This window comes from Pantoea sp. PNA 14-12 (assembly GCF_004364735.1).
GTDB lineage: Bacteria > Pseudomonadota > Gammaproteobacteria > Enterobacterales > Enterobacteriaceae > Pantoea > Pantoea stewartii.
Window position 1 is genome coordinate 110,642 of sequence record NZ_SOAJ01000005.1, and the last position, 23,541, is coordinate 134,182.

Consider the following 23,541-nt stretch of genomic DNA (forward strand, 5'->3'; position numbering starts at 1 on the left):
TCATACGACTTAAATGGGACGACCTATAGCTTTCGCAGCCAGTCAGCGAGGTTAACGGAAGAGAAGGAAGTGAAAGCTATAAGAGGCCAGTAACTTTAATGATAGAGCGTTCTTAACCGCAGCGTAGAAACATAGTCGATGAATGTCATTTTTTGCAAGTCTCTGGGAAAAAAGACTGTCTTATAAGTGAGATAGCAGAAAATGAGTTTTTACTTTTATTTACATTTTGCTATGTTTTCCAAAAGGCACTGAGAGTGACCCGGGAGCCCGTTAAAAGTGGTGCGCGAAGACTCTCTGCCAGCCAGGGCTGGCAGAGAAGGGCACATCAGGCAGGCTTCGCCTCGGGTGTCCGGCCCGAGAACCACCACAACATCAAGGCTACCAGGGCAATGCAGCCTAATGCGCTAAAGGCAATACTGTAAGAGTAACGGGCCACAATCAGGCCTGTCATGGCCGGGCTCATGGACGCCCCAACGCCCTGCATCAGCATTACCACACTCTGGCCAGCGTTCACGTGCCCACTGCCGCGCAACAGCGACACGATATAGCCCGGCACGGCGACGCCCAGTATCCCGGCCGCAATACCGTCCAGGATTTGTACGGGAACCACGAAAAAGGTCTCCGGAAATTCTGCTGCAATAACCGCGCGCAGTGGCATCATTAACAGTGCGGTCATGATTAAACGGCGATAGCCAATGTGATCGACACGTTTAGAGACAAAGATCGCGACAGGGATCATCACTAACTGGGAAATTACGACCGTTGCGGCAGCATACAGGCCGGGATCCACCGTATCAGGTCCGGTTGAGGAGGCCACACGCATGCTCAGCATGGGCAACAGCGCAGCGTTAGCCAGATGGAACAGCAGCAGCGTCAATCCGGCCACCAGCAACGCCGGTTTGCGCGCCAGTATCCACAGGCTGAGCGTAGGTTTATCCGACGATTTATCGTCCAGGCCGCGCGCCACATCATGGTCAATATCGTCTGCACGAATAGCCAGGGTGGCGATAGCCGCAAATACCGCCATGACCATCATCAGGATGAACACCGCACCCAGCCCCCATTTCCAGGCGGCAAAACCTGCAAGGACAGCCGCCAGCGTATTCCCCGCATGGTTATAGGCTTCGTTTCGTCCCATCTGACGGTTGAACCCTTTTTGCCCGGTCAGGCCCAGCGTTATACCTGCCACCGTCGGACCGATGAAGGCGGCAGCGATGCCCGCGACGATTTGCGAAATAATCGCCGTCCATGACTGATTGCTGTACCAGAGCAGTAAGGTAGCGACCGTAATCACGACACAACCCGCCAGGATAATAAAGCGTTTGTAACGTGTGGCGTCGGCAACCACACCCGCCGGTAACGTTGAGAGCAGTCCGGCGATACCGCCTGAGGTCATCACCAGGCCTATTTCATCCGGGCTCCAGTGGCGTTCTGTCAAAAAAATGCCTAAAAAGGGCCCAAGGCCGTCTCTGACGTCGGCCAGAAAAAAACTCATCAGGCACAGCGCCTGAAGTGACCGTTGTGACATGTGCTTTTCCCTGTAGCTGATAAGAAGGTGTGGGTAACGACCACATTTCAATGCGTAACGCAATGCATCATGGCAGTAAAAATACTCAGTAACATAACGTTAAAGTTACAAAATGAAAAAATTCACGTTTTGTGTAATTTAGTCTAATGACTGGCTGACTGTGTGAGGGGCACTGAGGCTGCCAGCGGTCAGGCTTTATGCCATAGCGTGCCATCCCCTTATTGATGCGGCACTGTCTTCATCGTTGCCACTGGGGAGGCCTGCGGAGGGAGCAGTGTTGGGTCGTGCAGAATTTCACAATTTTTATCCAGAAGCGATTCGACGGATGCCCGGTTCCCTTTATCCCAGCCTCGTCGCGTCACCAGCAGGATAAAGCCGTTTTTTCCTGAAAACGTGGCAGGAACAACGGCAATCCCGTATTCCGCCAACTGAGGCGGAGACAGATGAAAATCGCGGGCAACGGATGCAACAGGATAAATGCCCATCACACTGGGCTGCAGGACGCGTCGCGCATAATAAGTGTGCGTTAACAATTTGTCTGGCAGGGGATGCCAGTCATCCAGAATATAAGGGCGTTCAGCCTGTAACTGGCGATAGACATCTTCCCGCAGGCAGGTGAGATGAATATGCAGTTGATTCTGGCTGCGCCCCCAGGCGGAATTGACAGCCATGCCCAGCCTGTCTTCCGGCACCGTTCCGCCATACGCCGCCATTACGCGATAACGCATCAGCCACGCATAACCGAAATAGTCTGTGCGGGTCGTATACGACAATAAGGGGCTTTCGATACCAGATAACAAAAGTGTGGGCACCAGAATAAAATGATACGGATAACGTGGATTTTGAATAACGCTGAAGCCCTGCTGTTCCCCTTTTGCAAGATAGACTTGCTGGCAGGGGGCAGCATAGCCAGTGTACGCGTAGTTCACCCTGCAAACGTCGTTCGTCACCATCCACAACGCATCCTGGCGCGCACAGCCTGACAGCGCAAAAGCTATCCCTGCCAGAATACTCAGGCGGCACAGAAGGGGCAGGAGAGGCATCAGACTGCCGCCGGTGTTAACGTGCCGCGTGGCGCCGTACTATGTGCATAATCCGAAGTGTTCGCGCTCTGAAAAGCCATACCTTATTTGTCCTTACAGGCTTATCCGTTCCACCGGCTACACAATAAATTAGCGACACGCCACAATAAAGGCCACAGCGTGTGTGACAGAAGATCATCCCGCACGTGTTTCTGCGCTGGCCGTGCCGAACGCCCGTCGGCCGCAGAGGTGAGATCTTTGATCACTTAGCGAATCACCAGCTGTGTCAGTGCGGATAACAAGGCATCTACCTTCGGCAGCAGTTGCTTACGGCGTGGCCAGATGACGCTCAGGGCCAGACCATCAGGCTGTAATTGTGGCAGGATAATCTCCAGTTCGCCTTTAGCTACGGCACTGTTTACCAGCCAGGAGGGCATTTGCGCTATGCCAAGTCCGGCTATGACCGCCTGGAGTTGCGCATCTACATCACCCAATGCCATCCGAAACGGCATGTCTCGCCACTGGACATGTCCTTCTTCACGGGGGAATAACCAGGGTTTGGGCGTATTATCCGCGCGTTCGTAAAGAATGGCCCGATGTTGCATCAGCGCCTGTTCGTCCTGTGGCCGGCCTTCGCGATCCAGCCAGGCTGGCGATGCACAAAACACCATTCTCTCTCGTCCCAGGTAGCGACTGCCCATTGAGGCTGGTAAATCGGCGGATCCGCCAATCCTGACCGCGACATCAATACCTTCGTCGAAGAGATCAATAAAACGATCTGAAAAGCTCACTCTGAGCTCAAGCTCGGGATGCTGCTGGCAAAACGGAATCAGCAACGGCATCACATTCAGGCGACCATACGTATGCGGCACAGCGAGTCGCAGGCGTCCTGACGGAATAATACGTTGTGCTGCCAGAACTGACTCAGCTTCAGCAAGCTCCTCCATGATGCGTATGCAGGTTTGGTAATAGGCGTTACCGGCATCGGTGAGCTGCAGCCTGCGTGTTGTGCGCTCCAGCAGGCGCGAGCCCAGCCGCGCTTCCAGCCGACTGACGCTTTTACTGACGGCGGAGCCGGTGACATGCAGACGTGCTGCCGCAGCAGTAAAACTGCCGCTTTCAACACTGGCAACAAAGGGAACAATATCCTTAAGACGTTGATCGTGCATGATTGATGAACTCAGGTTGAGAATGCTGTGAATAATTACCAATAATAGGAATTAAATTCTCTATTACGCTTAGCATTACGCAAAACGAGGAGAATTAACATGCAAAAACAGGCTTTGATTGTCGGAATCAGCGGGGTTATCGGACGAGCGCTGGCTGAAAGGTTAATGAAAGACGGATGGCAGGTCAGCGGATTATCCCGCGGTCGCGGCGCTGTTCCGCAAGGCTGCTACAGTCTGACGGCCGATTTGACCGATCCCGATGCGGTGCGCGCTACCCTGAAAGATACGAAACCCGATGCGGTATTCTTCAGCGTGTGGGCACGTCAGGACAGCGAAAAAGAGAATATCCGCGTCAATGGCGGGATGATCCGTAATGTCATTGAGGCACTCGGCGAGCGCTTACAAGGGGCGCATGTTGCCCTTGTCACCGGGCTGAAGCACTATCTGGGGCCGTTCGAGGCTTACGGTAAAGGTGCGGTGCCGGTTACGCCTTTCCGTGAAGAACAAGGTCGTCAGCCCGTTGATAACTTTTATTACGCGCAGGAAGATGAGGTTTTTGCAGGCGCTGACAAGTACGGCTACCGCTGGAGTGTCCATCGTCCCCATACCATCATTGGCTATGCGCTCGGCAATGCCATGAACATGGGGCAGACGCTGGCCGTTTACGCGACCTTGTGTAAAGAAAAAGGCTGGCCGTTTATCTTCCCGGGCTCACCTGAACAGTGGAACGGCGTTGTGGATATGACCGATGCGGATCTCCTGGCTGAACAACTTGAGTGGGCGGCAACCAGTCCAGACGCGGCCAATCAGGATTTTAACGCTGTCAATGGTGATGTGTTCCGCTGGAACTGGATGTGGCCGAAACTGGCTGAATATTTTGGTATTGAAGCCGCTGCTTATCCGGCAAAAATGATGCCGCTCGATGGCCGTATGCAGGACGCTGCCAGCGTATGGCAGGCCATTGCCGGGCGCGAAAACCTGCGCGAGAGCGACGTCACCCGACTGGCGTCGTGGTGGCACACTGACGCCGATCTGGGCCGTCCAATGGAAGCCTTTACCGATATGAGTAAAAGCCGTAAAGCGGGGTTTACCGGCTACCGCAGCACGCTGGATTCATTCATCCAGCTGTTCGATAAGCTGAAGCAGGAAAAAATCATCCCGCAGTAACGGGATTCGGCCCTGTCAGCGGAAGGCCATCGTCGCTGCGCTAAGGGTTATACTTGTAGTCTGACTGACGTGAAATAAGGACCAGGACGATGGCAACGTGTTTTATCATTGGCGCGGCGGGAAAAGTAGGTACCCACCTGACGAAACAGCTTTGCGCCAGACAGCATACGGTCTCGGCGCTGCACCGTAAACCGGAGCAGGCCGAAGCCATCACCGCTGTGGGCGCGACACCGATCATGGGCGATCTTCAGAAACTCAGTGTTGAGACGCTAGGGCAGAAAATGACCGGTCATGAGGTGGTGATTTTCAGCGCAGGGGCGGGTGGTGCTGGCATTGAACTCACTAATGCTATTGATGGTCAGGGTCTGGCGCTGGCGGTTGCTGCAGCAGAGAAGGCGGGGGTTAACCGTTTTTTGCTGGTGTCGGTTTTTCCGGATGCGGCGCGGGGCGAAAAAACGTCTGAAGGCTTCGAGAACTACATGCATGTGAAGCGGCTGGCGGATGTTCGCCTGGTGGAAAGTCAGCTTGACTGGGTAATCCTGCGTCCCGGGACGTTAACGGATACGGCGGGCAGTGGCACCGTACGAGCCGGTTACGCCATCCCCTACGGAGCGGTTCCACGTGAAGACGTTGCCGCCACGCTGGTGGCGCTCGTTGAAACACCGCAACTGAATCACAAAATCATTGAACTGACCGCAGGTGATGAAAGCATCAGTCACGCTCTGCAACGTTTGCAGCGCTAAAAAAAACGGCCCCTGTCAGGGGGCCGTTTTCTGTTACTGCCAGCTTATTTTACACAGCGCGAGCAGTGTTCACGTTCGATATGCTGGAAAAAGTCATTTCCTTTGTCATCGACCAGAATGAAGGCCGGGAAATTTTCTACCTCGATTTTCCAGATTGCTTCCATTCCTAACTCAGCGTATTCCACACACTCCAGGCTCTTGATGCTCTGTTGCGCCAGAACTGCCGCGGGTCCGCCAATACTGCCCAGGTAAAACCCGCCGTGTTTATGACAGGCATCAGTAACCTGCTGGCTGCGGTTGCCTTTTGCCAGCATCACTTTGCTGCCGCCATTTGCCTGCAGAAGGTCAACATAGGAATCCATGCGGCCTGCTGTTGTCGGGCCCAGTGAACCCGATGCATAGCCTTCAGGCGTTTTTGCCGGTCCGGCATAGTATACCGGGTGATCCTTGATGTACTGCGGCAGGCCTTCGCCGTTATCAATACGTTCTTTCAATTTCGCATGCGCAATATCGCGGGCCACGATAATGGTGCCGGTCAGGGACAGACGGGTGGACACCGGATACTCAGAAAGCTGTGCAAGAATCTCATTCATTGGGCGATTCAGGTCAATATGCACCACCTCGCCCTCACCCTGTTTGCGCAGCGCTTCAGGAATATAGCGTCCAGGATTGGCTTCCAGCTTCTCAATCCAGATACCGTCGCGGTTGATTTTGGCTTTGATATTGCGGTCAGCGGAGCAGGAGACGCCCATACCGACGGGGCAGGATGCGCCGTGGCGTGGCAGACGGATAACGCGGATATCGTGGGCGAAATATTTTCCGCCAAACTGTGCGCCCAGCCCTAACTGCTGTGCGGCTTCCAGTAATTCCTGTTCCAGCTGAACATCGCGGAATGCCTGGCCATGCTCGTTGCCTTCTGTTGGCAAGCCATCGTAGTAGTGCGTTGACGCCAGCTTCACGGTTTTCAGCGTGCTTTCAGCGGAGGTACCGCCAATGACAAAGGCGATATGGTAAGGCGGACAGGCTGCGGTGCCCAGGGTGCGCATTTTATCGACAAGATAATTCTTCAGCTTACCCGGGCTGAGCAGGGCTTTGGTTTCCTGGTACAGATAGGTTTTGTTGGCTGAACCGCCCCCTTTGGCGATGCAGAGAAACTTGTATTCGTCACCATCCACGCTGTAGAGATCGATCTGGGCGGGCAGGTTAGTCCCGGTGTTGACCTCTTTATACATGTCCAGCGCCGCGTTCTGTGAGTAACGCAGATTGTCTTCGATATAGGTATTGTAGATCCCCTTTGACAGGGCGGCCTCATCACCTCCACCTGTCCACACGCGCTGACCTTTTTTCCCCATAATGATGGCTGTACCGGTGTCCTGGCAGGTTGGCAGTACACCTTTGGCCGCGATTTCTGAATTGCGCAGGAACTGGAGTGCCACATATTTGTCGTTATCGCTGGCTTCAGGATCATCAAGAATAGAGGCCACCTGCTGCTGGTGGGCCGGGCGCAACATAAAGGAAGCATCATGAAAAGCCTGTTGTGCCAGTAGGGTTAACGCCTGAGGCTCTACTTTCAGCACCTCCTGCCCGTCAAATTCAGCAACGGAAACATAGTCAGGGCTGAGCAGGTAGTATTCGGTATCCTCGTGGGTAAGAGGGAAGGGGTTCTGATAATAAAAAGGTTTGTTCGACATGGTATCTCACTTAATGACGTGCTGGCTCCTTTTGAGACAGGCTGACAGGAGCAACATCACAGGCGAATTCGTTGTTTATTATGCTTGCCAGCCGTAAGCGCAGGCTGGCAAGTAGTGGCATGTTATCGTATGACGCGCTGGATTGCACAGGGCGCGGTCAGAACATCCACACCATCCAGGGATAAGCAATCAGCATCATTGCAATCAGGAAGATAGCGCCGAAGATAGTTCCCAGTCGCCAGTAATCCTTAGTAGGTAAGTAGCCGCTGCCGTAATAAATAGGGCTCGGACCTGTACCGTAAGGTGTGATGATGCCCATCACGCCCAGAGAGGTACACAGCATCAGACAGAACACGGGCATATTGATGCCAGGAATCGAGGCGGCAATCGTCAACATGGCAGGCAGTAACGCCGTTGTGTGCGCGGTGGTACTGGCGAACAGGTAATGCAGCAGGAAAAAGGCAATTAACAACACGACCGCCGAGATCTGTGGATCATAGCCTTGAAGTAATATTCCTCCTTCTTTACCCAGCCAGGCGATAAAGCCCACTCTGGCCAGACCGTCAGCCAGGGCTACCAGCGTGGCAAACCAGGCAAAAGTGTTCCAGGCCGCTTTGTTGCTGGTGATATCATTCCAGTTAAGCACACCAGTCCACAGCATCAGGATGATGACTAACAGTGCCGCCATGGCCGGTTCGATCCAGGCAGTAGCAAAAATCCACATCAACAGCGCACAGACCACAAACACCAGTAACAGGATTTCATTGCGGGTCAGTTTACCCAGTTTTTCAAGCTCTGCCATCGCCCAGCGTGGCACCTCATCATTCACTTTGACTTCAGGTGGATAGAACCAGTAAGCCAGCAGCGGCATGCTCAGAATCAGCAGCAGACCTAAAGGAATAAAGGCAAGAAACCACATTCCCCAGGAAATATCGAAGCCAATGACGCTTTTGACTAAAGCAAGGGCTAACAGATTCGGCGCCAGTGCAGACAGGAACATGGAGCTGGTAATACAGGCCGCCGTGATGGCAACCCACATTAAGTAGGATCCGATTTTGCGCGCGCTGGGATCGTTGGGTTTAGAGCCATACAGCGGTGGCAGGTTGGCGATAATCGGGTAGATGGTACCGCCACTGCGCGCGGTGTTAGACGGAGTAAAGGGTGCTAAAAGCAGGTCAGCAAAAGTGATGGCATAACCTAATGTTAAGCTGCGGCGGCCCAGATATTTCACCAGAATCAGGGCCAGACGACGACCAAACTGCGTTTTATCGTAGCCAGCAGCAAACATGAATGCGCCAAAGATCAGCCACACGGTTGAATTACCAAAGCCGCTGACGGCCCATTTAAAGGACTCCGTTGCGAGTTTAAATGTCGGATTGGCCAGTTCTGTCGGACTAAACAGCAAAAACTGACTGAAGAGGGCGATGACTACGACGCCTGTCAGACCAATTACGGCACCGGGCAGCGGCTCAAAAATCAAGCCTACAATCACCCCAACAAAGATGGCGAAGAAATGCCATGCATAGGGTTCAAGACCGGACGGTACGGGGACGAGTAATAAAAGCACTGCGACGATGACAGGCAGGGCTAGCATCAGTGCTTTATTTTTTTTGCCCGCAGCTGCAGGGGCTGCTTTAGGGGGCTCTTTCATGTTTGAGAGTGTTTTCATAGTGTTTTTCTACGAGTTAAGGATAATACGATTAACGCCCCGGCGAATTCTTCAAGACATTTTATTTATTCTACATTATAAGAATAACCCGTGGTGTTTTATATTCTTTTAACGTTTCTACTCGTGCGATGCAGAAAATTTAAGAAACCATGTGAATATGATGCGACTTCTGGAAAATAAAATTTTGATCTGGATCAAACAAGTTAAATTGTATTTTTTATGTTTTAACAAATTAAACAATAATCAATGAGGAACAGGTGAGTAAGATAGCATTGAATACTTTTTGCAACCACATCAGGAAGAAAAAACGCAGAACGTTAATTTTAAATTATTGTTTTTAATGGGTTTATTTTACTGCTGTTTCACTATTGCTTTTTGGTAACTATTGATTAACAATAACCATACATCACGAAATCACTCCAATCAAACAAAAAGTCTAAAGATATTTAAAAGTTAAATAATTAAAATTATATCTTATGAAACTAAATTAACTGATATATTAGAAGCATGACATCGGACCACTTAAATTAAATTAAAAACGTCCAGAAAGAATTCCCGGTTTTTGATATTTTGGAGTTAATCGCAATGAATACACTCACCCCAATTCTTAATCCCCTCACCTTGCCGCGTGGTGCAGTTTTAAAAAATCGTCTGATCATGGCACCAATGACAACCTGTACCGGATTTTATGATGGTACGGTGACCAGCGAGTTGGTTGAATATTACCGTGCACGTGCGGGCAGTATCGGAACAGTGATTGTTGAGTGCTGCTTTATCGATCCAAAAGGCCCGGCTTTTCCGGGTGCGATCGCCATCGACAGCGACAACAAAATACCCGGCTTAAAACGCATCGCTGACGCCATCAAGGAAAAAGGATCCACCGCGATTCTTCAAATCTATCACGGCGGACGCATGGTTGAGCCTGAACTGATTGGCGGTAAAACCCCAGTCGCGCCCAGCGCAATTGCGGCACCCCGTGAAGGGGCAACGACGCCCCGCGCCTTAACGGCAGAAGAAGTGGATACCATGATCACCAAATTTGGTGATGCCGTTAACCGCGCCATCAAAGCGGGTTTCGATGGCGTAGAAATCCATGGCGCTAACACCTATCTTATTCAGCAATTCTACTCACCTAACTCAAATCAGCGTGAAGACAAATGGGGCGGCAGTCGTGATAACCGCGCCCGCTTCCCGCTGGAAGTGCTGGATATCACGCATAAGATGGCCGAGCGCTTTGCGCATAACTCGTTCATCATCGGTTATCGTTTTTCGCCTGAAGAACTCGAAGTGCCCGGCATCCGCTTTGACGACACAATGTACTTACTGGAGAAACTTGCAGCACGGGGCCTGGATTATGTGCACTTCTCTGTCGGGCAGTTGATGCGCCCATCCATCGTGGATACCACCGATCCTACACCGCTTATTGAGAAGTTTATTGCCATGCGGTCAGAAACCCTGGCGAAGGTCCCGGTAATAGGTGTCGGCGGCGTGGTTAACAAAGAGGATGCAGAAAAGGCACTGGAAAAAGGCTATGACCTGGTCGCCGTCGGTAAAGCCTGCATCGCTTATCCAGACTGGACTGACCGCATCATCAATAATGAGCACCTTGAACTCTATATCGACAGCAACAAACGTGAAGCTTTACTCATCCCCGAGCCTCTGTGGCGTTTCTCACTGGTTGACGCCATGATTCGTGACATGAGCGAAACCGGTCGTAAATACAAAGCGGGCGTTTATCAGGAGAAAGTTGAGGCTGAAGCGCTGAAGCTGAAAATCAACGTTACGCTGGATACCGATCGTATTACCGATATTTCCCTGGTTCCTGATGACACGCTGGATGTGGACTTCACCACCACGTTTGAAAGTCTGCGTAATCGTATTCTGGTGGCAAACAGCCCACATGTTGACGCGATTACCGGTGCGACGACACAGAGTGAAGCGCTGAAAAAAGCGGTCTCACGCGCAATGACCACATCGAACAAAGCACACGTCATTGAAGAGGGCGGCAATCCCAACGCGCCACAGCAGTATGACGTTGTGGTTGTTGGCAGTGGTGGTGCAGGGCTGGCCGCCGCCATTCAGGCCCACGATGAAGGCGCTAAAGTGGTGGTCATTGAGAAGATGCCGACCATTGGCGGCAACACCATTAAAGCCTCTGTCGGGATGAACGCCGCAGAAACGCGTTTTCAGAAGCTGAAAGGGATTCAGGACAGCAAGGAGCTGTTTTATGAAGAAACCCTCAAAGGCGGTAAATTTAAAAATAATCCCGCGCTGTTGCGTGAGTTTGTTGACTTAGCGCCGGAAGCCATCGACTGGCTGGCAGATCACGGTATTGAGCTTAACGATATCACTATCACAGGCGGTATGAGTATCGACCGTACGCATCGCCCTGCAGACCGCTCCGCTGTCGGCGGCTTCCTGATTAGTGGTCTGGTGAAAAATATCAACAGCCGTAATATCGACGTGCTGCTTGAAACCGCAGTTGAAGAGATCCTGTTTGAAAATGGCGCGGTCAGCGGCGTGAAGGTGGTGGATGAATACAATGACAGCCGTATTCTGAACGCAAAAAGCGTGATTGTGGCGACAGGCGGTTTCAGTGCTAACCGGGAAATGGTGGTGAAATATCGCCCGGAACTGGATGGTTTTGTCACCACCAACCATAAAGGCGCTACCGGTGCAGGCATCGCAATGCTGCAAAAAATTGGGGCGGATACAGTCGATATGGGCGAGATTCAGATTCACCCGACCGTCGAGCAGACGACATCTTACCTGGTCTCAGAATCAATTCGCGGTGGCGGGGCGATCCTGGTCAGCCAGGCAGGCCAGCGCTTCTACAACGAAATGGAAACTCGCGATAAAGTTTCGGCGCAGATTATTGCGCTGCCAGAAAAAAGTGCCTGGATTATCTTTGACGAGCAGGTCCGTATGAACAACAAGGCCGCTGATGAATATATTGCGAAAGGCTTTGTGATCAGCGCCCCGAGCGTAGCGGAGCTGGCGGTTAAGCTGAATATGGAACACCGTACGCTGGAAGAGACACTGCAACGCTACAACGGTTTTGTGATTAAACAGAAAGACGAGGATTTTGGCCGTCAAACCGCGCTGCGTCATCCGTTAAGCGAAGGGCCTTTCTATGCCATTCGCATCGCGCCCGGCGTCCATCACACAATGGGCGGCGTGACTATCAACACGGCGACTGCAGTACTGGACACCAAGAAGCAGGTTATTAACGGTGCCTGGGCTTGTGGTGAGGTCGTCGGTGGTATCCACGGCGCAAACCGTATCGGTGGAAACGCGGTTGCCGATATCATCATCTTTGGTATTCTTGCTGGCGCAAACGCAGCGGCTTTTGCCAAGCGCTAAGCCGTGATATCCGGCATCCGTATAACATCGGATGCCGGTTCTTCTTTCTCCCCGAGTCCTGTCGCTTATGCAAACTGATTCGCACGTGTACGCCTATTCCGCCGTCCTGATGGGCTCGCCCATTCTGCTTAAGCTGTATGAGCATAATGAGGCGCTGGCAGGTCAGGTTTTTCGCTTGATCAAACAGTATGAGAATGTGCTTACCGTCAATCGCGAGCACTCCGAAGTGATGGCGATTAATCATGCGGCCGGTCAGCGTCCCGTCAGCGTCAGCCAGCCCGTGTTTACGCTAATCGAGCGTGCACTTGCGGTCAGCCTGCTGCCTGAAAGTAGTTTTAATCTGGCCATCGGACCGCTGGTCAAATGCTGGAAGATCGGCTTTCAGGGGAAAAGCGTGCCGGCGCGGGCAGAGATACAGGCAAAACTCGCTTTAACCCATCCTGAGAACATTGAACTTGATGCGGCGAACCGTTCGGTCTTTCTGAAGCAAGCGGGCATGGAGATTGATCTGGGTGCGATTGCCAAGGGCTATATTGCCGATCGGGTGCAGGCATTTTTACATGAGCATGGTGTGGACAGCGCGCTCATCAATCTTGGCGGCAATGTGCAAACGCTCGGCGCGCCGCCTGATGCACCGCAGGAAGGCTGGGCAATTGGTTTAAAAAAACCCTTTGCCGCTTCGGACGCGCTGCTTGGGGTGATTAACGTAACGAATAAATCCGTAGTGACTTCCGGGATTTACGAACGTTACTTTGAACAGGAAGGGGTCTGCTACCACCATATCCTGGACAGGCATACCGGCTATCCGCTGGATAACGCGCTACTCAGCGTAACCATTGTGTCAGATCACTCAATTGATGGGGATATTTTTACCACGCTGATCTATGGCATGGGCATTGAAAAGGGGAGCGACTATCTGAAAGCCTATCCCGGCATAGAGGCTATCTTCGTGACGCGCGACAAACGCATCATCTGCTCGTCACAACGTCACTTTGATTTTACATTGCTGGATCACAGCTTCCGCTACATCACTGGCAGTACTGACGTAAAAGTGCGTGATACTCAGGCTGGAGACGGTAACGATAAACCGGACGACCTGTCACACCGTAATGAATGCTCGTAAATAAAATATTGCTTTGCGCCAGCCAAATCAGGTATTTGCGGCAAGATACACGAGAAATATTGACCTCCGTTGCCAGCTCATCGGTGGAAAATTCCGTTCCGGGATGCGCATCAATCCACAGGCAAAGCGTACGCAGTGTTTGCGGTGTCAGTCCTTTAGGCAGACGTTTTGTCTCGTTGGCGTTCGCCGGGTTGCCGTGCAGCAACTGGTCGACATCAGATTGTTGATAAAACTGATGATTATCCATGAGCCGTTTTTTTTGTCGCCAGCCGGTCAATGCTTCTTCAAAGCGCGAAAACTGAAACGGTTTAATCAGGTAATCCACAACACCATAATTCAGCGAGGTTTTGATGGTTGCCGCATCCGCTGCTGACGAGATGATAATCACGTCAATCGGACGACCGGCGCTGCGCAGCTCCGGCAGCAAATCCAGTCCGTTTTCCTGCTGCATATAGATATCCAGCAAAATAAGATCAACGGCCGGATCGGTCTGCAACAGGCGTTCTTTGGCTTGCAGTAACGTGGACGCAGTGCCACAACAGGTAAAACCGTCTATCTGACCGATGTAGCATCGGTTCAGCTCGGCCACCATGGCATCATCGTCTACAACTAACACATTGATCATTCGTTAATATTTCCTCTTTCCCACGGAAGCTGTACTAAAAACTGCGTGTACACGCCTGGCTCGGATTCGACGCTGACGTTACCGCCCAGACTTTCCGTTTGTTGCTTGAGTAAAAACAGTCCAACGCCACGATCTTCACCTTTGGTGGAAACGCCACGTTCGAAAATGGTTGCCAGCTGATCGGCAGGAATGCCGGGACCATCGTCGCTGACCTCACATGACAACCAGCCGTTTTGGTAGTGCAGCATGACGTGAATTTCACCGTCCATATCCGGGTCAAGCGCCTCAAGGGCGTTTTCGATCAGGTTACCCAGCACCGTTATTAATGCGGCAATTTGCTGTTCACTGCCGCTGTCTGGCAGGTAGCTGGCTTCGCTCAGGATTAGCTGATGGCCTTCATCCGTCACACGATTAATTTTGCTTAACAGGAAACCCGCAATGACCGGTGATTTAATCTTCTGCAACAGCGAACCGATTTCGGTCTGGTAGTTATTGGCCGTTTTAAGGATGTACTCTTCCATCTGCGCATAGTTTTTCATGTGCAGCAGCCCAAGAATCACGTGCAGTTTGTTCATGAATTCATGGGAACGTTCACGCAGCGCATCCACATAGTTTACCATGCCGTCGAGACGCTGCATTAGCTGACTGATCTCTGTCTTGTCCCTGAAGGTGCTCACCGCGCCAATGATACTGCTGCGACTGCGCACGGGTACGGTGTTGCTGATCAGTATCTTGCCGCGCACATTAAGTTCTTCATCATATGCGGCTTTGCCATCATGCAACGCATCACGCAGATGGGTCAGCATTTGCGCATTTTCCGGTACGCGATCGCCACTCAGAAAGGCTTCACGCGTCGTCTCTTTCAATAATTGTGACGCTGCCTGATTGATCAGGCTGACGCGGGACTGATCGTCGACGGCAATGACGCCTTCCTTAATCGAATCCAGGATAGCCTGACGCTCTTCAAACAAACTGGAGATTTCGTATGGCTCTAACCCCAGCAAAATGTGCTTCAGGCGTTTTACTAATATGAAAATGCCCAGCATGCCGACCAACGCGCCTAATAATACCGTCCAGAAGATATTCCAGCGGCTTTTTGTGACTTGCGCGGCAACGTCATTCACTGAGATGCCAATAGCCACAACGCCGATTTGCTGATGTCTGGCATTAAACACGGGTGTAAACACTCGGAGTGCTTCGACCAGAACGCCATGATTAACCGCAACGTTCTCATGACCCTGTAAAGCAGGGTTAATATCCTCACCGACAAAATGTTGGTTAACCACATCAGGATTCGGATGCGAAAACCGAATACCGCGCATATCTGTTACCACGACAAACAGCAAATCATTACGTTTACGCGTTGTCTGGGCGATAGGCTGAATGATTTTGCTGCCATCAGGCTGGGTCAGCGCCTGCTGGATTTCCGGGCTGTCAGCCAGCGTTCGCGCCACGGCCAGGGCCTTATCTTTCACATGCGCACGTGTGAAGTTATCAATCTGCACATAGTAAAGCAGATGTACGCTTAACAAGACGGTCATCAACACAGCAGCCATCATCAGAGACGAGAGCGTGCTGAGTTTCATGGGGCGTTTTTTAGACGAACGGTGGGGCCGGGAGTCATTCATAGTGAGTATCAGCAATAGTAAGGTTCGCGATGCAACATACGCGAAGTCGTACCACCAGTACAGTTTCATGGCCAGCGATCATCAGTTTAAAAAAACTCACCACACAGGCAGGACTGATTCAGGTCAATGCTGCTACCCAAAAGTAAAGCTATCGTGCGTCATTGCGCGTGTTTTCCGTGCTTATCCCCCAGAGGCCTCTTATTGCCACAATGAAATGTCAGCTTGTTATTCTGGAGTCAGGGTTGATGAAGAAGAAGAACGGCACGCCAATGCCTCACGATGCAACGTTTCGACAATTTCTCTCGCAGCCCGAGATTGCACGTGACTTTATGGAATTGCATCTTCCCGCCGAATTACGCGCTATTTGTGATCTGAATACATTGAAACTGGAATCCGGCTCTTTTGTGGAAGACGACCTTCGCCAGTATTTCAGTGATGTTCTCTACAGTCTGAAAACGACACGAGACGAGGAGGGCTATATCCATGTACTGATCGAACATCAGTCCTCCCCGGATAAACTGATGGCTTTCAGATTACTGCGGTACGCGGTGGCGGCCATGCAACGTCACCTTGAAGCCGGCCACAAAAGTCTGCCGCTGGTGATTCCTGTCCTCTTCTATACCGGGAAACGTAGTCCCTATCCCTACTCGACCCGTTGGCTCGATGCATTCAGCGATCCCGTACTGGCTGCCCGACTCTATGCCGAACCCTTCCCGCTGGTGGATGTCACCGTGATTCCTGATGAAGAAATTGCGGGTCATCGCAGTATGGCCGCGCTGACACTGCTCCAGAAGCATATCCATCAGCGTGATTTTGCGGAGCTGATGGATACGCTTGTCCCGGTATTGCTGGCAGGCTATCTTTCTTCATCACAAGTCATATCATTGATACACTACATTGTGCAGACAGGGGAAACTTCGGATGCCGAAGCCCTGGTCAGAGAACTGGCACAACGTGTGCCGCAACATGGAGACGAACTAATGACCATCGCGCAGCAGCTCGAACAAAAAGGCATCGAAAAGGGCATGGAGAAAGGTATCGAAAAGGGCATTCAGCTGGGACGTGAAGCGGGTCGTTCTGAAGGGGAACGTGAAGCTACCCTGAAAATTGCCCGTACTATGCTGCAAAACGGCCTGGATAACGAGACGGTAATGAAAATGACGGGTCTTAATGCGGATGATCTGGCGCAGATCCGTCACTGAGGATCCCCTTGACCGGTCAGTGATAAAGAGCCGCTTTTATCACCGTTGAGAGACTCACTATCCGTAATATCTTATCTGGAACGGCGCGCTTTCCTCTTTGTGTTTTAGCCTTCCTGCGAGTAAAAGCTGTCGCATCATTTCTCATCACCGCGCGCTGAAAATATTTGCCTTAGGGCATTGTATATTGCAAAACGCCCCTTTATTGTGTGGTTAAAATATATCGATAATGAAGTTAACCTTTTGTAACTAAATTAATCGAAATAAAGAAGCTTTTAATTTTTTAACTATTTTCACATTAACTACGCAATAACAATATTTTAAACTTTCGGGACTTTTTTTAACTACTTCTCCACGTTAATTGTAGATTCCGAATGATTAAATCAACTAAATTCGTACCTGCACTTTCGCTTGCAGCGTTACTCGTTTCTTCAGTCACCCATGCTGAAAATTCACCAGAAAAAACAGACGTTCTGCTGATCGGCGGCGGTATCATGAGTGCTTCTCTGGGCACCCTGCTGGAAGAGCTACAACCGGGCTGGAAACAGATCATGGTTGAGAAGCTTGATGGTGTGGCACTTGAATCCTCGAATGGCTGGAATAATGCCGGTACCGGCCACTCCGCCAATATGGAACTGAACTACACGCCTGAGCGTGCTGATGGTTCTATTGACGTGACCAAAGCGCTGGAAATTAACGAAGCCTTCATGATCTCCCGCCAGTTCTGGAGTTCTCAGGTGAAAGACGGCGTGTTAAATAACCCGCGTTCATTTATCAACTCTACGCCGCATATGAGTTTTGTATGGGGCGATAATGTGGATTATCTGACTAAGCGCTACGCGGCGTTGCAGAAAACCGTCCTGTTCCAGGGTATGCAGTTCTCCACCGATCACAAACAGATTGCGCAGTGGGCACCTCTGGTGATGGAAGGTCGCGACCCTCAACAAAAAGTGGCGGCAACCTGGACGCCTGTCGGGACCGACGTTAACTACGGTGAAATTACCCGTCAGTTGATTGGTAGCCTGAAGAAACATGATAATTTCCGTCTGGAAACGTCTTCTGAAGTCACTGACTTCAAACGTAACAGCGATAACTCCTGGCACGTGACCATCAAAGATGCCAAAAATGGCGGCGAACGCACGGTAGACGCAAAATATGTGTTCATCGGCGCGGGCGGCGGTGCGCTGAAGTTACTGCAAAAAACCGGCATTCCCGAAGCGGATAATTATGCAGGTTTCCCGGTTGGCGGCTCATTCCTGGTCACCAAAAACCCGCAGATTGCTGAGCGTCATTTAGCCAAAGTTTACGGTCAGGCTTCTGTGGGTGCGCCACCGATGTCCGTTCCACATCTTGATACACGCTACTTCGATGGCAAACGTGTCGTGTTGTTTGGACCTTTCGCCACGTTCTCAACCAAGTTCCTGAAAAACGGTTCGCTGTTTGACTTGCTGAGCTCGACGACGACTCACAACTTTATGCCAATGACCCATGTGGGCCTGGATAACTTCGATCTGGTGAAATACCTGATTGGTCAGGTCATGTTGAGCGATGATGACCGCTTTGCTGCGCTGAGAGAATATTATCCTGATGCGAAGAAAGAAGACTGGACGCTGATCCAGGCCGGTCAACGTGTACAGATCATCAAGAAAGATGCAGAGAAAGGTGGCGTGCTGAAACTCGGTACAGAAATCGTGACCGATCAGCAGAAAACCGTTGCTGCACTGCTGGGCGCATCGCCAGGCGCATCAACCGCTGCACCTATTGCGATTAACGTTATGCAGAAACTGTTCCCGGAGCAATTCAAGTCTGCGGAATGGCAGGAAAAAATCCGTAAAATTGTTCCTGCTTACGGTCAGAAACTGAACGACAATCCTGCACTGACCCAGCAGGTATGGGATGAAACGGCTGCAACGCTGCAGCTGACGAAGCCACCGGTTATTAACATGGGCACTAAGCCTGCTGAAGCTCCCGCGGCGAAAAGTGATAAAACACCTGAACCAGCGAAGCACGATATGGCGCTGTAATGCCATAATCTGAAAAAGCCCGCGTCAGTGATGACGCGGGCTTTTTTACGTCTGAAGCGTGCGCGCAATCTTCATCAGGTTTTATCACGGCGCCAACTGGACCACGGATCTTCATCGGATGACGGTGCGGAATCCGGTTGCGCGTCATCCCGTGAAGCCAGGTACAGGGCTTCCACTTCAGCACGCGCCCAGGGCGTCCGGCGAAGAAACTTCAGGCTGGACTTTACACTGGGATCGTTTTTAAAACAGTTGATATTGATACGCTTGCTCAGTTCAGCCCAGCCATATCGTGCCACCAGGCTGTTGACCTGCATTTCAAGTGTAATACCGTGCAGAGGATCGTTAGAGACGTGAGCGGTCATAGTCTTTCCGGTAAATGCTGTAAAAGTCTTATCCTGCAGCACGATGCTGCGTGGCGCAAGTCAGTTCAGTCAGGGGCGCTGTGGGGCGACATTGTCCACCGGCACGCTAAGCCTTGCGGACAGTCTTCACAAATAAATAAGGCCGGTAAAAATTACCGGCCTGAGTCAGGCAGAATAAGAAAGGCTTACAGCAATGACTGTGCTGTTTTCTCCAGGAGTGCCAGCAGGACAGTAATGTCCTCCAGGGTCACCGTTGGGTTCAACAACGTCATTTTCAGGCAGGTCATACCGTTATGCTCGGTCACGCCGACATTGGCCCGGCCGGATTCCAGCAATGCATCGCCGATGCGCTGGTTGAACAGCGCAATGTCAGCATCGCTCCAGCCCGCGGACTGATGTGGGCGATAACGGAACAGGACGCTCGCCAGCTGAGGTTTCATTACCAGCTCCAGCGCATCCTGCTGTTCAATAAACTGCGCAACCTGCTGTGCCAGCGTGACGCCGTGATCGATAATTTCGGCATACTGTTTCTGGCCCAGCGCTTCCAGTCCCATCCACAGCTTCAGCGCATCGAAACGACGCGTGGTTTGCAGAGATTTTGATACCAGGTTTGGTACGCCCTGTGCCTCATCAAATTCAGAGTTCAGGTAAGCGGCCTGATAGCGCATCAGCTCATAGTGACGGGCTTCTTTTAACAGGAAAGCGCCACAGCTGATTGTCTGGAAGAATTGTTTATGGAAATCCAGCGTAACGGAATCCACCAGATCCAGACCATCCAGGTAATGACGATATTTCTCGGACAGCAGCAGCGCGCCGCCCCAGGCCGCATCAACGTGAACCCAGATGTGCTGCTCAGCCGCCAGCCTGACGATCTCACGTAACGGATCGATAGCACCCGCATCCGTTGTGCCCGCCGTCGCGACAATCGCCAGCACCTGCTCGTTGTTGGCTTTGGCCTGTGCCAGTTTCTGAGCCAGGTCCGTCATATCCATGCGCGCAAACTCGTCGCATTTCACCAACGTGACCGACTGGTAGCCTAAGCCGAGCAGGGCCATATTTTTCTGCACTGAGAAGTGCGCGTTTTCCGAACAGAAAACTTTGATTTTTTTCAGATCGCCAGTCAGGCCGTCCTGCTGCACGGAATGACCCTGACGGGCAAAGAAGGCATCGCGTGCCAGCATCAGCCCCATCAGATTGCTCTGCGTGCCGCCACTAGTAAAGACGCCTGCATCACCCGCCTGATAACCAACCTGCTCGCGCAACCACTCGATCAGCTTCATTTCGATAAGCGTGGCAGAAGGTGCCTGATCCCACGAGTCCATACTCTGGTTCGTGGCGTTGATCAGTACTTCAGCGGCCTGGCTGATAACCAGACTTGGGCAATGTAAATGCGCAACACACTGTGGATGATGAACAGACAGGCTGTCTTTCAGGAAATACTCAATCGCGCGCTCAATGGCGGCCTGGTTACCCAGGCCTTCTGGATTAAAGTCCAGCTTGATGCGTTCGCGGAGTTCTGCAACCGTTTTGCCCTGATACATTTCAGGCTGTTCCAGCCACTTAACAACGGCCGCGCTGCTTTGAGCGATAGCCTGCTGATAAGCCTCGGTGCTTTGCATCGAGGACGCCAGAATAGGATTTGACCGTGACATCGAACTTACTCCACTTAAACTGCTTCGACGCCTGCGGCAAGCAGGGCGTTTTCAAACTTATCCAGGAAAACCTGAAGCTCATCATGGTTGATCAGCAAAGAAGGCAGCAGACGTAATACGCTGCCGTGGCGGCCGCCACGCTCCAGAATCAGACCATTTTCGAAGCATTTTTTCTGCACCAGCGCAGACAGATCGCCATCAGCCGGGTAGCAGCCCATGTGATCCTGTGCTTCGTTTGGTTTGACCATTTCGATACCGATCATCAAACCCAGACCACGGACGTTGCCAATCGCAGGATAACGTTTTTGCAGCTCGGTCAGTTTGCCTTTCAGCCACTCACCTTTTTCTGCCACGCTGTCAGCGATGTTGTTTTCTTTCAGCAATTTCAACGTTGTCAGACCGGTTGCCATGGCCAGTTGGTTGCCACGGAATGTACCGGTATGGTGGCCAGGCGACCAGGCATCAAATTGCTTTTTAATACCCAGTACGGCTAATGGCAAACCGCCACCGACGGCTTTTGACATAACGATAATGTCGGGTTCAATGCCGGCGTGTTCAAAGGCAAAGAATTTACCGGTACGGGCAAATCCGGCCTGAACCTCATCCAGGATCAGCAGAATGCCGTGCTCCTGGGTGACTTTACGGATACGTTGCAGCCACTCTGCTGGCGCAGGATTGACGCCGCCTTCACCCTGAACGGCTTCCAGGATGACCGCAGCCGGTTTACGTACGCCACTTTCAACGTCGTTGATCAGGTTTTCGAAGTAGTAGGTCAGCGCTTTAACACCGGCTTCGCCGCCAATGCCCAGCGGGCAACGGTAAAGGTGCGGATAAGGCATGAACTGCACTTCCGGCATCATGCCGTCCACGGCTTCTTTCGGTGACAGATTACCTGTCACTGAAAGCGCACCGTGGGTCATGCCATGATAACCGCCGGAGAAGCTGATCACGCCTGAACGGCCCGTGTGTTTTTTCGCCAGTTTCAGCGCGGCTTCAACTGCGTCCGCACCAGAAGGACCAGTGAACTGCAGGCAGTACTCTTTGCCCTGACCCGGTAACAGAGAGAGCAAATATTCTGAGAACGCGTCTTTTAATGGCGTGGTCAGATCGAGAGTATGTAACGGCAAGCCGCTGGTAATGACATTTTGGATGCTTTGCAGTACGTCAGGATGATTATGACCCAACGCAAGCGTTCCGGCACCGGCAAGACAGTCAAGATACTGTTTGTTCTCAACGTCTGTGATCCAGACGCCATTAGCTTTTGCGATCGCTAACGGCAATTTACGCGGATAACTTCGAACATTTGATTCAAACTCGGCCTGGCGGGCCAGATAAGACTCATTGTTACCGTTTAATGTATTCGCATTCAAACTATCAATACGGACTTTATCCGTCATCATATCTCTCCTACAACCGGGCGTGGCATCACGCTGCAGTTGGATAAGTGAATAAAATTTAGAACTCATGTTAAAAACGCGGCCAATATATTGTTTTTTAACACAGGACTCAATGATTAATTTTATGTCTTTTTATTAATTCATTTGTTATATAAAACAGTTGCTTACCGTTAATTTCGTCACTAAGTAAGCAACTTTTCTTAAAACAGATAATCAATAAAGTGCCAAAAAACACGCGCTTATCGGATCACGCATGCGTTTTACTAAGTAAAAATAAAGTGTGTTAGCAACCGTTTCGGTGCGGATAAGCGATAAAATTTGAGATTAATCAACCATCAAAATGTAAAACGTGCGCCATAGAGATGAAACAATATAAGGATAAGAGTAAATATAATTATAACTTCTATTTAACATTCCTTTAATGTCGGTGGGCGTCAACGCCACGCTGTTGTTGCGGATGCGGTTAACGCAGCAGTTTTACAAAGTGATGAATATCAGACATCACCTGCTCGACTCTCTCAGGCGAAGACTTAATACTGAGCAGATCGGCATAGCCATTCAGCATGGCGTTGAGCTGACGCGCGCTGCGCGCAACATCCTCAATCCGAAAGTATCCCTGTGCGACGCCAGCCTCAAGAATGCGACACAGCAGGGCATCCCAGCCGGCCGTAATTTTTTCGGCCAGTCCGGCATAATCATCGTGATGGCCAGCCATCTGCCACACTGAAGCATAAAGTTGCCAGCCGGAATCCGCCGCATCAGGAATATGTCCTTCGATTAAACAGTATAGTTGCTGCTCAGGATCCAGCGCGGCCAGTTCACGGGCGAAGTCGTCGAGTTCGCCCTGCATAAAGCGCTCCAGCGCCGTTAAGGTCAGCGTGTGCCAGTCAGGAAAATAGTGATAGATATGACTGCGTGAAATTCCCAGCGTCGCGGTGAGCTCGCGTGTGGTGGCCTTTTCGAGCCCCTTTTCAAGAAAAAGCGCGACGGCGCCCGCCAGAATTTTTTCTTTCAGTGTTTCCCCGGCGGTTTGTGTTGATGCTTGCATCCTGACTCCTGAATTAACTTTGAGCAATCACGCAATTATGATGCGCTGGTACTTGAGCGACCGCTCAGTTTTAACAGTTTACGAAAAGAAAATCATGTGTTCTTCCAGAGCGACACTACCGAATACCGCGC

The 23,541-nt window shown here is 51.4% G+C and carries 17 protein-coding genes; 6 read left to right on the plus strand and 11 right to left on the minus strand.

Annotated elements, in window-relative coordinates; genetic code table 11:
* Positions 1-325: 325 nt before the first annotated feature.
* The 3 genes from C7434_RS17245 to C7434_RS17255 all read right to left on the minus strand — a co-directional run bounded on the left by C7434_RS17245 (position 326) and on the right by C7434_RS17255 (position 3,719).
* Positions 326-1,528, minus strand: coding sequence for an MFS transporter (locus C7434_RS17245; protein ID WP_039339306.1), 1,203 nt, complete (start codon positions 1,526-1,528; stop codon positions 326-328).
* A gap of 218 nt (positions 1,529-1,746) precedes the next feature.
* Positions 1,747-2,571, minus strand: a complete 825-nt coding sequence (locus C7434_RS17250) for a CDP-diacylglycerol diphosphatase (RefSeq protein WP_033742293.1) — start codon at positions 2,569-2,571, stop codon at positions 1,747-1,749.
* Positions 2,572-2,816: 245 nt separating this feature from the next.
* A complete protein-coding gene (locus tag C7434_RS17255; RefSeq protein WP_006122064.1) occupies positions 2,817-3,719 on the minus strand; it encodes a LysR family transcriptional regulator in 903 nt (300 codons plus the stop codon).
* A 99-nt stretch (positions 3,720-3,818) separates the two neighbouring features.
* Between C7434_RS17255 and C7434_RS17260 the strand changes: the two genes are divergently transcribed.
* A complete protein-coding gene (locus C7434_RS17260; protein WP_033742291.1) occupies positions 3,819-4,886 on the plus strand; it encodes an SDR family oxidoreductase in 1,068 nt (355 codons plus the stop codon).
* 89 nt (positions 4,887-4,975) lie between these two features.
* Positions 4,976-5,629, plus strand: coding sequence for an SDR family oxidoreductase (locus tag C7434_RS17265; protein WP_033742289.1), 654 nt, complete (start codon positions 4,976-4,978; stop codon positions 5,627-5,629).
* A gap of 44 nt (positions 5,630-5,673) precedes the next feature.
* Here the strand turns inward: C7434_RS17265 and fumA are convergent, their stop codons facing one another.
* Together fumA and C7434_RS17275 are read right to left on the minus strand one after the other, a co-directional pair.
* Positions 5,674-7,320, minus strand: coding sequence for a class I fumarate hydratase FumA (gene fumA, locus C7434_RS17270; protein WP_006122067.1), 1,647 nt, complete (start codon positions 7,318-7,320; stop codon positions 5,674-5,676).
* Between the two features lie 157 nt (positions 7,321-7,477).
* Positions 7,478-8,989, minus strand: a complete 1,512-nt coding sequence (locus C7434_RS17275; RefSeq protein WP_133745720.1) for a DASS family sodium-coupled anion symporter — start codon at positions 8,987-8,989, stop codon at positions 7,478-7,480.
* A gap of 585 nt (positions 8,990-9,574) precedes the next feature.
* On the opposite strand from C7434_RS17275, the gene C7434_RS17280 reads away from it, so the two are divergent.
* Complete coding sequence (locus C7434_RS17280; RefSeq protein ID WP_133745721.1) at positions 9,575-12,352, plus strand: flavocytochrome c; 2,778 nt, start codon at positions 9,575-9,577, stop codon at positions 12,350-12,352.
* 67 nt (positions 12,353-12,419) lie between these two features.
* Positions 12,420-13,475: an FAD:protein FMN transferase gene (locus C7434_RS17285; protein ID WP_133745722.1), complete on the plus strand. Its 1,056-nt coding sequence runs from the start codon at positions 12,420-12,422 to the stop codon at positions 13,473-13,475.
* On the opposite strand, the gene dcuR is transcribed toward C7434_RS17285, so the two are convergent.
* Positions 13,381-14,100 (minus strand): two-component system response regulator DcuR, encoded by a 720-nt coding sequence (gene dcuR / locus C7434_RS17290; RefSeq protein WP_006122071.1) that lies wholly within the window; start codon positions 14,098-14,100, stop codon positions 13,381-13,383. The genes C7434_RS17285 and dcuR overlap by 95 nt on opposite strands.
* Entirely contained in the window at positions 14,097-15,686 is a 1,590-nt protein-coding gene (locus C7434_RS17295; RefSeq protein WP_208295869.1) for a sensor histidine kinase, read from the minus strand. The genes dcuR and C7434_RS17295 overlap by 4 nt, the downstream gene beginning before the upstream one ends.
* 287 nt (positions 15,687-15,973) lie before the next feature.
* On the opposite strand from C7434_RS17295, the gene C7434_RS17300 reads away from it, so the two are divergent.
* Positions 15,974-16,930, plus strand: coding sequence for an Rpn family recombination-promoting nuclease/putative transposase (locus C7434_RS17300; protein ID WP_033742282.1), 957 nt, complete (start codon positions 15,974-15,976; stop codon positions 16,928-16,930).
* 371 nt (positions 16,931-17,301) lie between these two features.
* A complete protein-coding gene (mqo, locus tag C7434_RS17305; protein ID WP_006122074.1) occupies positions 17,302-18,951 on the plus strand; it encodes a malate dehydrogenase (quinone) in 1,650 nt (549 codons plus the stop codon).
* A 74-nt stretch (positions 18,952-19,025) separates the two neighbouring features.
* On the opposite strand, the gene C7434_RS17310 is transcribed toward mqo, so the two are convergent.
* The 4 genes from C7434_RS17310 to C7434_RS17325 all read right to left on the minus strand — a co-directional run bounded on the left by C7434_RS17310 (position 19,026) and on the right by C7434_RS17325 (position 23,410).
* Positions 19,026-19,313, minus strand: coding sequence for a VF530 family protein (locus C7434_RS17310; RefSeq protein WP_033742281.1), 288 nt, complete (start codon positions 19,311-19,313; stop codon positions 19,026-19,028).
* Positions 19,314-19,498: 185 nt separating this feature from the next.
* Positions 19,499-20,965 (minus strand): aspartate aminotransferase family protein, encoded by a 1,467-nt coding sequence (locus C7434_RS17315; protein ID WP_033742280.1) that lies wholly within the window; start codon positions 20,963-20,965, stop codon positions 19,499-19,501.
* Between the two features lie 14 nt (positions 20,966-20,979).
* Positions 20,980-22,362 carry a diaminobutyrate--2-oxoglutarate transaminase gene (locus C7434_RS17320; RefSeq protein WP_033742606.1) on the minus strand — a complete coding sequence of 461 codons (1,383 nt, stop codon included), beginning with the start codon at positions 22,360-22,362 and terminating at the stop codon, positions 20,980-20,982.
* A 463-nt stretch (positions 22,363-22,825) separates the two neighbouring features.
* The gene (locus C7434_RS17325; RefSeq protein ID WP_006122078.1) at positions 22,826-23,410 is read right to left on the minus strand and encodes a TetR/AcrR family transcriptional regulator; all 585 of its coding nucleotides are present in this window, start codon (positions 23,408-23,410) and stop codon (positions 22,826-22,828) included.
* Positions 23,411-23,541 lie beyond the last annotated feature (131 nt).